We start from the raw sequence: 15,802 nt of genomic DNA on the forward strand, positions 1-15,802 counted from the left end.
TTACCGCTTTGGGTATCTCCACGATGGCGTTCAACTTGAACGGTTTCAACTTCAACCAATCGATTATCGACTCGCAAGGTCGTGTCATCAACACTTGGGCTGATGTGATCAACCGCGCTAACTTGGGTATGGAAGTGATGCACGAGCGCAACGCTCACAACTTCCCGCTTGACTTGGCTGCTGGTGAGACAACTCCCGTAGCAATGGTTGCTCCTTCTATCAATGGCTAAGTTTTAGTCTTTGATTAACAAAAAGCGCTCCTAGAAATAGGGGCGCTTTTTGTTTGAAAAAAATAATTTTATAGTTCTCCTTCTGTTAACAAACTAAGTGATATCAAGTCCGCTTGAGTAGTTGTAATTCTGAGTCCTGAAGGAACTGAATAATCTCGCCTTTTCGGCAGCGCGCTTACTTCGTTGCGCTTGACTCATAACAAGTAAGCATTTTGAGTCAATCCCTCGCCCGGACATGATATGAGCAACGGCTAATCAAAAAACAGAATATCCAGAATCTCGCAGCAGTTAAAGTGTTGCGGGGATCTAACCCGCGATCGCATTTTAGGCTGAGTTAAGTTGATTTAGTTAATAGCCGATCGCCCAATCTCAAATTAAAAGGTGAAAAATTAATTTTTCACCTTTTAATTTGAGACTTATGGATTACCCGTTACTGAACAAACTTCTTGAATGCCAGAGTCACGTTGTGGCCGCCAAATCCAAAAGAATTCGACAGCGCCACGTCAACTTTTAGATCGCGGCTTGTATGGGGAACATAGTCCAAATCGCACTCAGGATCGGGATTTTCCAGATTAATTGTCGGCGGGATTTTGTCATTGGCGATCGACATTACCGTCGCCACCGCCTCAATTCCCCCTGAACCGCCCAAAAGATGACCGGTCATTGACTTGGTAGAACTAATTGCTACTTTGTAAGCGTGGTCTCCCAAAGTGTTTTTAATCGCTTTCGTTTCCGTAGAATCGTTGGGAAGCGTGCTCGTGCCGTGAGCGTTGATATAGCTCACTTGATCCGGCGTCAAACCCGCATCCTTGAGCGCTAAAGCCATCGCCCGCGACGCACCGTTCCCCCCCGGTACCGGAGAAGTCATGTGATACGCATCGCAAGTTAAACCGTAGCCGACGATTTCTGCGTAAATCTTCGCGCCACGCGCCAGAGCGTATTCCATTTCTTCTAGAATCAGAATGCCAGCACCTTCGCCGACGACAAAACCATCACGATCGCGATCGAATGGACGAGAAGCATGAGTCGGGTCATCGTTGCGAGTCGAAAGCGCCCTCGCCGCAGCAAAACCCGCCACGCACAAAGGTGTCACCGCAGCTTCCGTACCGCCGCAAATCATGGCTTGCGCGTAACCCCCCTGAACTAGGCGAAACGCATCGCCTACCGCATTCGACCCGGCAGCGCAGGCCGTCACCGTGCAAGAGTTCGGCCCCTTAGCGCCAGTTTGAATCGCCGTCAGGCCCGCGGCCATATTCGCAATCATCATGGGAATCATAAACGGGCTGCATCGATCGGGGCCGCGAGTCAGATAGATCTCTTGCTGCTCTTCCAAAACCTTCAGGCCGCCAATGCCAGTGCCAAGTATGACACCCACCTGTTCTGCGTTCAGGTCGTTAATCTCAAACTTCGCATCAGCAACAGCTTGTTTGCTCGCTGACACCCCAAACTGAGCAAAGCGATCCATCCGCTTTGCTTCCTTGCGCTCTAAATAGTCGTGTGGGTCGTAACCCTTCACCTCTCCGGCAAAGCGGCAGTCGTGCCGCGACGGGTCGAATAAGGTGATCGGGCCTATACCATTCTTCCCGGCAAGCAACCCGTCCCAATACTCGGACAAGGTATTGCCGATCGGTGTAATCGCGCCGAGACCCGTGATAACAACGCGCTTACGCTCTAAATTTGTCATGATTTCAGTTTCAAAAAATTAAACACCCAGAACGCAGAACAAAAGAGGAGTTTCCAGTTTTCTAACTTCTCTCCTCTTAGGGGAAAAGACAGGTATTTTATGCTTTTGGAGCTGCAAGTTGGCTGTTGATGAAATCTACAGAAGCTTGAACCGTAGTAATTTTTTCGGCTGCTTCGTCGGGAATTTCAATATCAAACTCTTCTTCCAAGGCCATGACCAGCTCTACAGTATCTAAGGAATCTGCTCCTAAATCGTTAGCAAAGTTGGCTTCGGGCTTGACTTCGCTCTTCTCTACTTCCAGTTGCTCTGCCACAATTTTCTGGACTCTAGTAAAAATGTCGTCTTGGCTCATAACATTATGTCCTCATTGGTTGCTGCGTATCTAATCTTATCCGAAAGGGGGATCTGCAACAGAAAGGCTGGCCGCTTTTCTAAGTGACACGGGCTAGCGACAATTGGGGCACGGACGATCGCAGCAACTCTAGGACTGTTATGGGGTGGCGATCGCTATGGCTCTCTTGGATTTATGTGGGAAACTGTATCGATCGGCACAGAATATTCTTGAGGAAATCGCTGAAACCCTTGTCCTGAGACATATAAGCTGTATCAATCGCCGGATAGCCTGGAGAGCCGGTAAATCTTTGTTTGATTGGGCTGATGGTTAAAAGGCTTGCAGCCTTTTATATCTCAAATGGGTTCTATAGGTGCTTTGTCTCGGCTGGAGGCGCACCCCAGTTGTTGTTACGGCCATCCGAAAATCGAATTGGCCCTTCAATGAGTTCCGTTGGAGTGGCGTTATTGAGGGCGGCCAATTGGACTGAAACGTAGTCACCGCCAATCTGTTCGTGGTATCCGCGTGCAAAGGAGCGCACGCCACAGTGCTTGCAAAAAAGATGATGTCCAATCTTGGGATTGAACTGGTAATCGCTCAAATCGCTCTCACCGGATAGCAATCGGAATGCGTTGGGCTTGATGATAGCGTTCCAATTCCGCGTTTTCGTGCAGATCGAGCAGTTACATTTGTTTGTGCCCAAGCTCAAGTCGATGTCGGCTTCAAATCGAACTGCGCCGCAATGGCAGCTTCCAATAAAGGTTTTGAGCGTCATAATCTCCCAAGAGGTTGTCGTCGTCCGAAAAACGTAGAGGCTGTAACACAACTCCGAATACGGGCGATCTTAGGTGATGCCCAACGGCTGAATAGAGTGGCAACCGATCGCTTCTAACTCAATCCAAAAATATCACAATTCTGTCGGCTCCAATGATTTGTGATGCCCCGATCGCTTAACTATTGTTAGCTGGAATTCCTCAGCGATCTGATTCGCTAAGTTTCCACGGCTGCTGTCTCCACCGCTTGTAAAAACCTACGCATATCTGGGCAATAATCCTCAAATCTCTGTAGAGGGAACTTAGCGGTATATGTTCCAAGAAATCATCTTTAACGCCGAGGCTTGCTCTGGATAGATTGCTCCGACTATCGCTTGACCAAAGATTCCCAGTTAGAGATAGCATAGAATTTGTGACGCTTAATCCTAGATTTCTTAATCAAGTTATTTAGTTGAAACCAATGGCGACCTAGGTGCTTCCATCCTTCACGGAGAGATAGGAGGTGATGGAGCCGGGAATATTTTCAGCTAATCGCATACCACGTCGGGCGATCGCCATTGCTGTGGCTTCATCACTGGCTAGAGCATATTGGCGTGCATATTTTACAAGTCCGATGACCCTGGTGTAAGCTGGATTCACCTTCATCAGATCAATGCCTCGGTTACTCAGCATTTACTCAATAAATCTGCTCATTTGCTTGAATTGGAACGTTTTGCCGGAGCCACGCTCAAATGATTTTGAGTCATTCTTGCTTCTTGATGAAAATACCGCCTCTGTACGCAGCGCCGAAGTAGACAGTGACGCTCGATATCTGTTCGCCCTCGAAAGTGAAAAACTCGGTATTTCTGAACTCCATGCCTTCAAATGTTGTTGCTCGATACGTAACGAACGCCTCGTCTCCTTCAACAAAGATTCGTTCGATCGCGTGCTGGCGAATACGATCGCTGTTAGGCCAGCATCGTTCAAAGTAAGTAGCGCGATCGATGCCATCGTCATACGGGCTGGTAAAGGTGAACGTGCTGCTTAGCAGTCTTTCGACGGTTGCTCGATCCTTGGCATTATAGGCAGCGAAACAGCGCTCAATTGTCGCCTTGCGTTGGGCAGATGCCTGGTTGTCTGGTTCGATCATGACTACCTCTGGAGTTAATCTGGGAGTTAACGGTTAAATTGAGCCGCAGTAGATATCTTTAGCTCGACTAGAATCAGAGCTGTTTGCCTGGTCCAATCTGGTTGTTAGGCTGGTGGCGTTGGGCAATATTGTCTAAAACTGCGTAAGGATATGGAGAGGAAGCATCCCAACTTCGATCGCCCTCCTTTTTTGTCCCTTGCCTTCTGTCCCCTGCAGAAACGATTATGCCATCCTCAAATCTCAAATATGCTTACTTTCCCGGTTGCGTTGCCCAAGGGGCCGCCCGCGAACTTTACCTGTCTACCCAAGCCCTGACTCAAGCCTTGGGCATCGAACTGGTGGAACTCAAAAAAGCTTCCTGCTGCGGTTCTGGCACTTTCAAGGAAGATTCGCAGTTGCTGGAAGATACCGTCAACGCCCGCAATATTGCTTTGGCTGAGGAACTGAATCTGCCTTTGCTGACCCATTGCAGCACTTGTCAAGGGGTAATCGGTCATGTGGACGATCGCCTCAAGGATTGCCAAAAAACCGATCCCAACTACATAGAAAAAGTCAACGGTTTACTAAAAAAACAAGGCTGTTCGCCTTATCAAGGCAGTACCGAGGTGAAACATCTGTTGTGGGCGATCGTTGCAGATTACGGGCTCGATGAGGTGCAGAAGCGAGTCACCCGCAAGCTTTCGGGTTTGAAGTGCGCGTCTTTTTATGGATGCTACCTGCTGCGAGCTCAGGATAAGCTGCTTTACGATGACCCGCACCAACCGGAATCGATGGAAAATGTATTTCGGGCGATCGGGGCAACTCCGGTTTACTATCGAGGGCGGACGCAGTGCTGCGGCTGGCCGTTGGCAAGTTATGCCACTAACCAATCTTTTCAGATGGCCGGCAAACATATTCAAGATGCTCTTGACAATGGCGCTGATTGTATGGTAAGTCCTTGTCCTCTGTGTCACTTGAATTTGGATTCGCGACAGCCGGAGGTGGAAAAAGTAATCGGGCGCAAATTGGGTTTGCCGGTGCTGCATTTGTCCCAGTTGGTGGCTTTGGCTTTGGGTGTGGAGCCGAAAAAACTAGGACTCGATCGACATATTGTTTCAACTAAGCCCGTGTTAGAAAAATTAGGCTTTTAGTCGATCGATTTGCGCGGCTTTGTAGTAAGGACTAAAGTCTTTTCTAATATCACACCCAGTTTTGTAGTAAGGACTTTAGTCCTTTCTAATATCAAATCCCGTACGATCGGAATTATACCCGAGTGCTAGCGGGACGCTCGATCGCGCTCATACATTTTTGAGTTCATTCCTGGACTGCCGTTGTGAGACTGCGATTGTTAAAGCGCATTCGATAGCCCGAATCTACACTCAAAAGCAAGTGTGGTGGGTGGTAGGTTAATATGCAGACAACAAAAGTTGTATATTATTAGACAAAATACTTTTTTAACACTTTCTAACTGGCTAGCTATTGACAAGGAATAAGCAATGAAACGAAATCCAGTAAATCTCACACGTCCGGTATTGCTATGGGCAATGCTAGGAATCATTTGCGGTTTGTTTGCTGCAAGTTATTGGATATTTTTGTCTTACATAATGCTGGGATTTGAATATTTTAGTGGACCTTCTCTACTAATCATCATGCCACTTGCTGGTTTGCTCGTCGGTTTGATAATTCATTGGCTGGGAAATCCTGGCGAAATAGGGTTGATTATTGACAATATTCATCTCAATGGTGGGCGATTACCCATGAACGAGAATCCTTCTATGATTCTGTCGTCGCTAATCAGTATTGCAAGTGGAGGCAGTGCTGGTCCAGAAGCACCAATGGTGCAAGTCACAGGTTCAATTGGTACGTGGTTGGCCGATCGCTTTCAATTGCGCGGAGAGGCACTGCGAACTTTGAGTATTGCTGGCATGGCATCTGGTTTTACAGTTTTGTTCGGCGCTCCTTTGGGTGGTACTTTTTTTGCTTTAGAAATCCTGCATCATCAGAATGTTGTGGAGTATTTTGAAGCAATATTGCCTGCGGTCGTGGCAAGTTGTGCAAGTTACACCATTTTTGTAGCAATTACCCAGCTAGGAATTGGCCCTACCTGGCATTTTCCTCAATACAATGTGGACAGCCTTTATGACTTTGGCGCAGCGATTGCTTATGGAATTGTAGGTGCGCTCATGGGGTGGTTTTTTATCGCTGTATTTCGCAGTATTGGTCGCTTATTCGATTCGATACCCAGTCCAATCTATGTGCGCACTACTTTAGCTGGGCTAGGACTTGGTGTTTTATCAGCTTTATTTCCGCTTACTCGTTTCTTTGGTGAACATCAAATTGAAAAAATTGTTGAGGGAAACTTTCCTTTGGAATTTCTTTTGACTTTAGTTATTGCTAAAGTGTTTGCCATTAGTACGACCGTAAATGGAGCCTGGCGGGGGGGGATTATCATCCCGCTGTTTTTTATAGGAGCCTGTTTAGGAAAGGCAATCGCGATCGTTAATCCCGCATCCAACGAGACTTTGGCAATGATTTGTGTAATGGCTGCTCTGAATTCAACAGTTACTCGAACTCCCATTAGTACAACCCTGCTACTCGCCAAGTTGACAGGATTCAGCACTTTTACACCGATTCTCTTCGCTAGTCTCGTGGGTTTCTTCTTGGCTCCCCGATCTCCTTTCATTAGCTCACAGCATAAAGTGGATTAACCCAAGGCTACAATTCCTCTAATCGCTCCGTGTAGCGGTTAAAAATACGTGCAATTTGCGAGGGTCGAGTCTCAAGGATTTTGTGATTACAAATTCACCAATGGCATCAAACAACATCTGGGTGTTGATACCAGTCAGCTTGCCCTTTTTGATCTATTGCACAAAAGCCAGTGTGTCCGATGAATGTGGCTGGATTGAAATGTTGAGTCACAACTGCGATTACTTTCACACTCGGGCTCGTCAATATTCCGAAGACGATCGTTCTGCAAGGGCAAGGGGTATCGCCCGGATCGGCTCATCGCAGAGAAAGTAAAAACTATATGCCCAGATTATGACCCTTATCCGTTTTAAACTGGCACAGAAACTAACGAAAGCCGAAAAAGTGGCACTAGAGGGGAAAACTGGATTTGTCGTGGTGGCAACTGGCGATCGTGATTGAACGGTCAAACGCTTCGATGTAAGGCTGTAAGAGTTTGGTCAAGAACTTTGAGCAGACCCTCATCAATACTACTGCAAAACTCAATTTGTATTTCATCAGGCTGATGCTCAAACGGTTGGCGAATTAATATATCCCAAAATGGTTCTATAAGACTCCCAGCGTGAATAACTGTGAAGTTTTGTCGCTTTTTCGCGAAGTGCTTCCAAGCACTGCGGTAGACTAACCTTTAATTCTCTGTGCAGGCTATAGCGGTGGCACCTCACCGTCAAATCTGTTAATTCGCAGAGCAAGGAAATTTTTAGTGACTCGTTGGGAGCCTTTATTCAATGTCTCATTCAGTCAAAATTTACGATACTTGCATCGGCTGCACTCAATGCGTCCGCGCTTGTCCGACTGACGTTTTGGAGATGGTGCCCTGGGATGGCTGCAAAGCAGCTCAGATTGCATCCTCTCCCCGCACCGAAGACTGTGTAGGCTGCAAGCGGTGCGAAACTGCTTGCCCCACCGATTTTCTGAGCATCCGGGTTTACCTCGGAGCCGAAACCACTCGCAGTATGGGTCTAGCCTACTAAATATCGATCGACACGCCGATCGAATTACGGGCACAAGAGAGGGGGCGATTACATTGCCCCCTCTTTTTTGTCGCGGAATCTGCATTCTGGGGCCGGAAGAAGGTAAAAATGATAAAACGTGAGTTTTATTGCGATCGCTAAGCAGGAGTAGTACGTTAAATGTGCGGAATCGTTGGCTATATCGGCACGCAAGCAGCAAGCGAGATTTTGCTAGCAGGATTGGAGAAACTAGAATACCGGGGCTACGATTCAGCGGGCCTCGCTACCATCTCGGAAGGACAAATTACCTGCATCCGAGCCAAGGGCAAATTGCACAACCTCCGGGAAAAGCTAGCAGAGATAGACTCTCCGGCTCCCATCGGCATCGGACACACCCGCTGGGCAACTCACGGCAAGCCAGAGGAATATAACGCTCACCCTCACCTGGATAATAGCGGGCGAATTGCGGTAGTTCAAAATGGAATTGTCGAAAATTATCGCGAGTTGCGGGAAGAATTGAAAGCAAAGGGACATAAATTTGTCTCTGATACCGATACAGAAGTTATTCCTCATTTAATAGCTGAGTTTTTGAAAGAAGGAGAAAGGGAGAAGGCAGAAAGAAAAGAGAAAAAAGCCGAGCAAATTGCTGATTTGTCGTTTTTGGAAGTGGTTTTAAAGGCGGTAAATAGATTAGAAGGAGCCTTTGCGCTCGCCATTATCTGTGCAGATTTTCCCGACGAAATAATTGTCGCCAGACAGCAAGCTCCTTTGGTGATTGGCTTTGGTGCCGGCGAATTTTTCTGCGCTTCCGACACGCCGGCCTTAGTATCTCACACCCGCACTGTTTTATCTCTAGAAAATGGCGAATTGGCAAGGCTAACTCCGATGGGAGTCGAAGTTTACAGCTTTGCAGGGGAAAGGCTGAAAAAAAGCCCGCGCATCCTTGGTTGGAGTCCGGTTTTAGTCGAAAAACAAGGCTTCAAACACTTCATGCACAAGGAGATTTACGAACAGCCAGCCGTAGTCCGAGCTTGTTTGGAGGCTTATTTAGACAGCGATTGGCAGCCGGGAAATTCGCGCTCTCCAATCAATCTCAACTTGCCCAAGGAACTTTGCGCCGATGTCGAACAAATTTCAATTCTCGCCTGCGGAACGAGCTGGCACGCCTCGCTAATTGGCAAATATTTGTTGGAACAATTAGCTAATATTCCCACTGCGGTGCAGTACGCTTCTGAGTACCGCTACGCACCGGCACCGCTGACAGCAAATACTTTAACTATTGGGGTAACTCAGTCGGGAGAAACGGCGGACACGCTGGCGGCTTTGGGGATGGAACAGCAGCGGCGCGCGGGTCTTACGGATAAATTCCAGGCGAGAATGTTAGGGATTACTAACAGGACTGAAAGTTCGATCGCCCACATGATGCCGCACGTGCTCAATACCCACGCCGGTATAGAAGTCGGCGTTGCTGCCACTAAAACTTTTGTCACTCAGTTGATGGCATTTTATTTTTTAGCTTTGGATTTGGCGCACCAGCGGCAAACAATCAGCAGCGAGAGATTGGCAGAGATTATTGCTGGTTTGCGCCAGTTGCCAGCGGAAATTGAAAAGTATTTGGAGATTCAAGAACAGTATGTAGAAGAATTGTCCCACCAGTTTACAGAAACCCAAGATTTTATATTTTTGGGGCGGGGAATTAACTTTCCGATTGCTTTGGAAGGGGCGCTGAAACTGAAGGAAATTAGCTACATTCACGCCGAAGGATATCCGGCGGGAGAGATGAAACACGGCCCGATCGCCCTTTTGGACGCGAAAGTGCCTGTAGTGGCGATCGCTATGCCAGGAAGCGTCTACGAAAAGGTGCTTTCCAACGCTCAGGAAGCGAAGGCGCGTGACGCCCGTTTAATTGGCGTTACGCCGAAGCAAGGTGTGGCGGAAGCCGATATTTTTGACCACATTTTGCCGGTGCCTTTGGTAGATGAATTGTTGTCGCCGATTGTAACAGTTATTCCCCTGCAATTGTTGGCTTATCACATTGCAGCCCGTCGCGGTTTGGATGTCGATCAGCCGCGCAATTTGGCGAAGTCGGTGACGGTGGAGTAAAGGAAGGAAGAAGGAAGAGGGAAGAAGGTGTATTCTGAAAATAAAGTTGTACACTAACAAATAAAGTTGTACACTAGCAAATAAAGTTGTACACTATTGGGTATGGCTTTATTTGCTAGGTTTTCGGAATATTTCTGGAAGCTGACTTTGATGAACCATCTGGGTGAGGTAATCAGATGGCTAAACGTAGCCGAAACACCAGTGAAACGACTATTGAGAATCGTCTGAAGCAAGGGCGTGGTATGGGACAAGGAGCCAATTACAATCCTTGGCTGCACATTCAGGATGTTCCCTCTCAAGGACTTGCTAGCAGAATCAAGGGATGGAAGACACGTAGGGTTCATCATCTGTTAAGCGAATTGGAAACCAGCTACTTCTATGTGCTCGACTGGTCACTACCTGTGCTGGATATCCGGGAGCAATTTCCGCTACTGCCCTTAGAGGAAACTTTGGCGATCGCAGAACAATGTGGGGTAGCCTACCCCACAGATCCGCGTACTAAAGAACCAGTAGTAATGACTACTGACTTTGTTGTGACAGTTCGACAGAGTGTTGGCTCAATCGAACAAGCACGAACAGTTAAGTATGCACAGGATTTGCAGTCAAAGCGTAATCTGGAGAAGTTGGAGATTGAAAGATGCTATTGGCAAAGGCGAAACATTGATTGGGGAATTGTTACTGAACGTGAAGTGTCTAAAACTCTTGCAGAGAATATCAAGTGGTTGCATCCTTATCTAGACCTAAATGACTTACCACAGAGTGATATTACCCGAATAACAATGGTAATGACTCCATTGGTGCTTCAGGCAAAAGATTCTTTAGCAAATATTGCAGCAATTTGTGATGACCAACTTGGTCTTACGCCCGGTTTCAGCTTATTAGTTGTTCGGCACTTGCTGGCTAATCGAGTTTGGCAGGTAAATATGGTTCAGCCTATTCTACCTAGTGAAAGGCTTGTACTCTTATCCTCTTTAGAACCTCTTGAAGAAATCGGAGGGGTTGGATGAACTTATTCGTCAATATGCTAATAGAGTGGCAGAGTGCAACTGGTTCGTGGATTGAGCGTTTACTATGGATCGATTCATCTGGCACTGATGCTGCCCTTATTGAAATTCTTAATCCTCAAAGCTTGCCCATTTTTCATAAGTGCAAGGATCTAGAAGCAGCGATTACCTCTGGAGAAGCCCATGTCATAGAGGTAGATCCTTACGCAACATTACTACGATCAGAAGACAGTATCCCCAAGAAACATCTCCAGCATAGAGATGCAGCTTGGGAAGTAATTATGCCCCTAATTGAAGATAAAACTGGACAGATTTTCTACTCGCATGGAAGAGGAAAGCTCTTGAATGCGTTAGAGAAACAAACAGGGTGGACGAAGAAAACTATCTACAAGTTCTTGAGGCGATACTGGCAGGGAGGACAAACTAAAAATGCACTTCTTCCCCTTTTCGATAAGTGTGGCGCAAAGGGTAAAGAGCGAAAAAGTAGTGAACGAAAGCGTGGTCGCCCTAGCAGAATTACAAAAGTCACGAATTTATCAACTGGCATTAATATCAATACTAATGTACAAGAGAAGTTGATTCGCGGAATTAAGCTTTTCTATGAAAATTCAGACGGCAGAACTTTGCAGGATGCCTATCAGAAAACGCTGGAAAAGTTTTTTCATAAAGGTTACGATCTTCTCCCTGATGGGACTCTAGTGCCATTTCTTCCTCCATCTCAGGAACTTCCAACATTTGGGCAGTTTCGTTACTGGTATGAAAAAGAGCAAAACTTAACTCAAGCTCTATCTACACGGGAGGGTAAGCGTCGATACAATCTGCGTCATCGTGAAGTTTTAGGAGATTCAACTCAGATGGCGTTTGGCCCAGGGTCAATTTATCAGATTGATGCCACAATTGGCGACATTTACTTAGTTAGTTCCCTAGACCGTAGCCGCATCATTGGGCGACCAGTTATTTATGTTGTTATTGATGTATTTAGTCGTCTCATTGTTGGTATTAGCGTTACCCTAGAGGGCCCTAGTTGGGTAGGTGCTATGCAGGCATTAGAGAACACAGCTAGTGATAAAGTTAGTTTCTGCCGAGAATATGGAATTGAGATTTCTGACAAGGATTGGCCTAGTCATCATCTGCCTGAGATGATTTTGGCAGACAGAGGAGAATTGGAAGGCTACAACGCTGACAACTTGGTGAATTCTTTAAATGTAAGAGTTTCAAATACACCACCATACAGAGCAGACTGGAAAGGAATCATCGAGCGTAACTTTCGCCTTAGCAACGATAAAGCAATTCATTGGGTTCCTGGCGCAGTTTATAAACCTCATGAACGTGGTGATGCAGACTATCGACTTGATGCTGTTTTAGATTTACATCAGTTCCGTAAGCTAATGAGTCTCACCGTCCTAGATCATAATAAAGATCACCGCATGGACTGGTATCGAATGGATGAGTTCATGATTCAAGATTATGTTGAACCCTATCCCATTGATCTGTGGAATTGGGGAATTCGTAACCGAGCCGGACATCTAAGAAAAGTTTCACCTGATATTCTTAAACTCAATCTTCTGCGAACAACTGAGGCTTCTGTCACATATCGAGGTATTCGCTTTGAAGGGCTATTTTACTCATGTGATTTAGCACTGAAAGAACAGTGGTTCATCAGAGCTAGGGAAAGAGGAAGTTGGAGAATTACTATAGCCTGCGATCCTCGCAAGCTAGATACAATTTACCTTCGACTCGAAGATGGGCGACGGATTGAACCTTGCTACCTTGTAGATGCAGAAAAAACATTTCGCGGTCGGGACTGGTATGAAGCTGTGGATTACTTTGAGTTGCGAAAACACTCTAAAGAAACAGCTATAAGCCGTAAACAACAATCTAAAGCTACTTTAAATGCTCAGATAGAAGCAATTATTACTCAGGCAACAGAGCAAACTTCAGAAAGTTTAAATGCTGTAGAAAAACAAAGTAAACGCTCGCGTATCAAGGGAATTAGACAAAATCGCAAAGAAGAGCGAGAGATGGAACGAGAGACTCAAGGTTGGCAACTAGGAAGAGACGAATCTATAAACAATCCGGGACAAGTTATTCCCTTGATAATACCAAGCGAAAAAACCGAAATAAATGAACCCAAAAAGGCTGCCAACCAGTACAATCAAGATATTGAAACAGATGAACTAACTAATACAACAATTGAAATAGATTCCTCCCATGTACCTAAATCTCAGTTAATTGATAAATTGCGTAAACTGCGTCCAAAGATGTGGAGTGACGATGAATAGTAATCAGCATATTCCTTCTCTCTTAGTAGGGAAAGGCAGGGTTGAACAAGCAACTTACTGCGCTCCTGGTATTCCTAACTACCAGGGTAATCCCCTGATTGAAGCCCTTCCACCTATCCTAATACAGGATGAAACGGCAGAACTATTGGCGTATTACCCTGAATATGACAAAGAACAACGCAGTATGCCTGCTCACCTTCGTCTGCATTTAATTCAGAACGCACTCCAGTTCTTTGCACCACTGCCTATTCACTTTGATTTAGAGCAGCGATTCTCGCGCATGATCCGAGTGGGATATCAGGCACGAAATCCAGCAGTAGCAGGATTTTGGGGAGATGTTCAAGCCAGGATTCAATCTTTAAAAACAACCCGTCAATCTTCGCGTTCAACAGCTACAGGGTTCACGATTGTTGGAATTAGTGGAGTGGGTAAAACCACTTCTATTGAGGCAATTTTGTCGCTGTATCCACAGGTTATTCTCCACAATTGTTACTGTGAGAATAATTTCAGTTTTACCCAAATCGTTTGGCTCAAGTTAGATTGCCCCTTTGATGGCTCTATTAAAGGGCTATGCTTAAACTTTTTCCAAGCTGTAGATGACTTGTTAGGAACTCGTTACTACGACAATTATGCGGGTGGGCGCAAAACTGTAGACGAACTATTACCTCGCATGGCGCTTGTCGCTTCTTTGCACTCGATTGGCGTGCTGGTTATTGATGAAATTCAACACCTCAGTCAAGCTAAAAGTGGCGGTTCTAGCAAGATGCTGAACTTTTTTGTCCAATTAATCAATACGATTGGATTACCTGTCGTACTGGTTGGCACTTACAAAGCTATATCTGTTTTAAGCGGAGAATTTCGACAAACTCGTAGGGGTACAGGACAGGGCGATCTTGTTTGGGACAGAATGAAAAAGGACGAAACTTGGGAGTGGTTTCTGGAATGCTTATGGGGATATCAGTACGTGCAGCAACGAGCTCCTTTAATACCAGAATTAAGTGATGCTCTTTATGATGTTACTCAAGGGATTACAGATTTCGCGGTTAAAGTATATATGCTAGCGCAAGTTCGGGCGATCGCCACTGGAGAAGAAGCTGTAACTGCACAGGGAATTCGCTTGGCTGCTCAGGAAAGTTTGCGGATGGCTAATCCTATCCTGCAAGCCCTGAGAACAGGTGATACTCGGATACTGCATACTGTCGAAGATGTGTACCCCATTAATTTAGATTCCTTTTTGCAAGAAGCCCAAAGCAAGCTGAATAAGGCTGAACAACTCGAAGCATTGACTAAAACAAGAAAGGTATCGAGTGCTAAAGAATCATCACCGACTAAAGCAATTTCTCAACCTGAAACAGTAACAAAGACTGTTGAGACTCCACCCAAGACTTCTAGAACGCGAAATAAGAAAAATTTAGCCCCAGATAGCTTACCTGCAATTGCGGCGATAGGAGAGAAACAAAAGCTCACTGCCTATGAGGCTCTCAAACAGGCAGGTTTGATTCGTCCGGCAACTGAGTATTTACTAGAGGAGGTTGGTTAATGATTGGCTGCTTTCCCGATCCTTATCCTGATGAATTACTTTATAGTGTTTGCGCTCGTTTCCATGAACGAGTTCAGTATCCTAATAAGAAGAATACCCTTCGGGAATTGTTTGGTGATGAAGCTGCGATCGCAGTTGTCGATCTTCCTAGCAATCTGAGAAATCTTGCCTCAGCATTACCTGCTGGAAGTCCCTACACAGTTGAAAGATTAATTAATCAACATACCCTACTACCCTTCTTTGCCCCTTTTCTCCATCCCAAACAATTTCGACAACTTTGGGCAGATATGGAAGGTTCGCGTGGCCCAGCTATTCATATGCGTTCTGGATTAATGGCTAGTGTAGTTCAGCCTCCAGAATGGTTGAGGTTTTGTCCTGAATGCGTTCAAGAAGATAAACAGCAATTTAGTGAGTCCTACTGGCATCGTCTTCATCAAATACCAGGAGTAGAAATTTGTCCTCAGCACCAAGTTCGATTAGTTGATAGCCAAGTTCGGGTACAGAATCCTACTACTCGTCATGAATTTATTACAGCAGAGCAAGGAATAAAGTTACCAAAATCTCAGTCATATACTCTAAAATATTCGCATCACAATATCCTATTAAAGATTGCTCAAAATGCTACTTGGCTTTTAGAAGAACATATTTCGCCGCCAGGATTAACGATTCTACTCAAACGTTACCGAGAGTTGCTGGCAGAGCGCGACTTAGCAACTTATAGCGGTAGGGTAAGAGTGAGTAAGCTGCTAGAAGAGTTTAAACGCTTCTATCCAGATGAACTACTACAAAGACTTCAGTGTGAAATTGATACAGAAAGCGAACATAGCTGGTTGTTGCGCTTAGTGCGATCGCCAAAAGGTTCTCAGCATCCATTACGCCACCTGCTACTAATTCAATTTTTGGATCATAATGCCGAGTCATTCTTTAAACTTCCGAAACAATTTAAACCCTTTGGTACCTGGGGGGGTGACAAATATAGCTAGGAACCTTGCCGGAGCAAGGTTGCAGCTCTGAGACCACGTTGATAAAAGTGACGCTTATTACGAGTT

13 protein-coding genes and 1 pseudogene are annotated in these 15,802 nt (G+C 45.8%); 9 read left to right on the forward strand and 5 right to left on the reverse strand.

Going from position 1 to position 15,802, the window contains the following annotated elements; genetic code table 11:
- Nucleotides 1–230: pseudogene (locus E5S67_RS28005) on the forward strand (photosystem II q(b) protein); the annotation flags it as partial.
- Nucleotides 231–660: 430 nt separating this feature from the next.
- Here E5S67_RS28005 and fabF read toward each other — a convergent pair.
- From fabF to E5S67_RS28025, 5 genes are all read right to left on the reverse strand, one after another.
- The gene (fabF, locus tag E5S67_RS28010) at nt 661–1,914 is read right to left on the reverse strand and encodes a beta-ketoacyl-ACP synthase II (protein WP_172192174.1); all 1,254 of its coding nucleotides are present in this window, start codon (nt 1,912–1,914) and stop codon (nt 661–663) included.
- 97 nt (nt 1,915–2,011) lie between these two features.
- Complete coding sequence (gene acpP, locus E5S67_RS28015) at nt 2,012–2,266, reverse strand: acyl carrier protein (protein ID WP_172192176.1); 255 nt, start codon at nt 2,264–2,266, stop codon at nt 2,012–2,014.
- A 346-nt stretch (nt 2,267–2,612) separates the two neighbouring features.
- Entirely contained in the window at nt 2,613–3,020 is a 408-nt protein-coding gene (locus E5S67_RS28020) for a GFA family protein (RefSeq protein WP_172192178.1), read from the reverse strand.
- Between the two features lie 466 nt (nt 3,021–3,486).
- On the reverse strand, nt 3,487–3,690 hold the full coding sequence (locus E5S67_RS32790) for a hypothetical protein (protein ID WP_216670766.1): 204 nt from the start codon (nt 3,688–3,690) through the stop codon (nt 3,487–3,489).
- 70 nt (nt 3,691–3,760) lie between these two features.
- Nucleotides 3,761–4,147: a nuclear transport factor 2 family protein gene (locus tag E5S67_RS28025; RefSeq protein ID WP_172192180.1), complete on the reverse strand. Its 387-nt coding sequence runs from the start codon at nt 4,145–4,147 to the stop codon at nt 3,761–3,763.
- A 224-nt stretch (nt 4,148–4,371) separates the two neighbouring features.
- On the opposite strand from E5S67_RS28025, the gene E5S67_RS28030 reads away from it, so the two are divergent.
- The 8 genes from E5S67_RS28030 (at nt 4,372) to E5S67_RS28065 (ending at nt 15,736) form a co-directional block, all read left to right on the forward strand.
- On the forward strand, nt 4,372–5,277 hold the full coding sequence (locus E5S67_RS28030; RefSeq protein ID WP_172192182.1) for a CoB--CoM heterodisulfide reductase iron-sulfur subunit B family protein: 906 nt from the start codon (nt 4,372–4,374) through the stop codon (nt 5,275–5,277).
- Between the two features lie 345 nt (nt 5,278–5,622).
- A complete protein-coding gene (locus E5S67_RS28035; protein WP_172192184.1) occupies nt 5,623–6,834 on the forward strand; it encodes a chloride channel protein in 1,212 nt (403 codons plus the stop codon).
- 765 nt (nt 6,835–7,599) lie between these two features.
- Nucleotides 7,600–7,845 (forward strand): photosystem I iron-sulfur center protein PsaC, encoded by a 246-nt coding sequence (gene psaC, locus E5S67_RS28040; RefSeq protein ID WP_015175986.1) that lies wholly within the window; start codon nt 7,600–7,602, stop codon nt 7,843–7,845.
- 159 nt (nt 7,846–8,004) lie between these two features.
- On the forward strand, nt 8,005–9,927 hold the full coding sequence (gene glmS, locus E5S67_RS28045; RefSeq protein WP_172192186.1) for a glutamine--fructose-6-phosphate transaminase (isomerizing): 1,923 nt from the start codon (nt 8,005–8,007) through the stop codon (nt 9,925–9,927).
- 176 nt (nt 9,928–10,103) lie between these two features.
- A complete protein-coding gene (locus tag E5S67_RS28050; RefSeq protein ID WP_172192188.1) occupies nt 10,104–10,934 on the forward strand; it encodes a TnsA endonuclease N-terminal domain-containing protein in 831 nt (276 codons plus the stop codon).
- The gene (locus E5S67_RS28055; protein ID WP_172192190.1) at nt 10,931–13,213 is read left to right on the forward strand and encodes a Mu transposase C-terminal domain-containing protein; all 2,283 of its coding nucleotides are present in this window, start codon (nt 10,931–10,933) and stop codon (nt 13,211–13,213) included. Before E5S67_RS28050 ends, E5S67_RS28055 begins: the two co-directional genes overlap by 4 nt.
- Complete coding sequence (locus tag E5S67_RS28060) at nt 13,206–14,753, forward strand: ATP-binding protein (protein ID WP_172192192.1); 1,548 nt, start codon at nt 13,206–13,208, stop codon at nt 14,751–14,753. Before E5S67_RS28055 ends, E5S67_RS28060 begins: the two co-directional genes overlap by 8 nt.
- Nucleotides 14,753–15,736 (forward strand): TnsD family Tn7-like transposition protein, encoded by a 984-nt coding sequence (locus tag E5S67_RS28065; protein ID WP_172192194.1) that lies wholly within the window; start codon nt 14,753–14,755, stop codon nt 15,734–15,736. The genes E5S67_RS28060 and E5S67_RS28065 overlap by 1 nt, the downstream gene beginning before the upstream one ends.
- The last annotated feature ends 66 nt before the right edge of the window (nt 15,737–15,802 follow it).

Origin of the sequence: Microcoleus asticus IPMA8 (assembly GCF_013179805.1) — a bacterium.
GTDB classification, from domain to species: domain Bacteria; phylum Cyanobacteriota; class Cyanobacteriia; order Cyanobacteriales; family Microcoleaceae; genus Microcoleus; species Microcoleus asticus.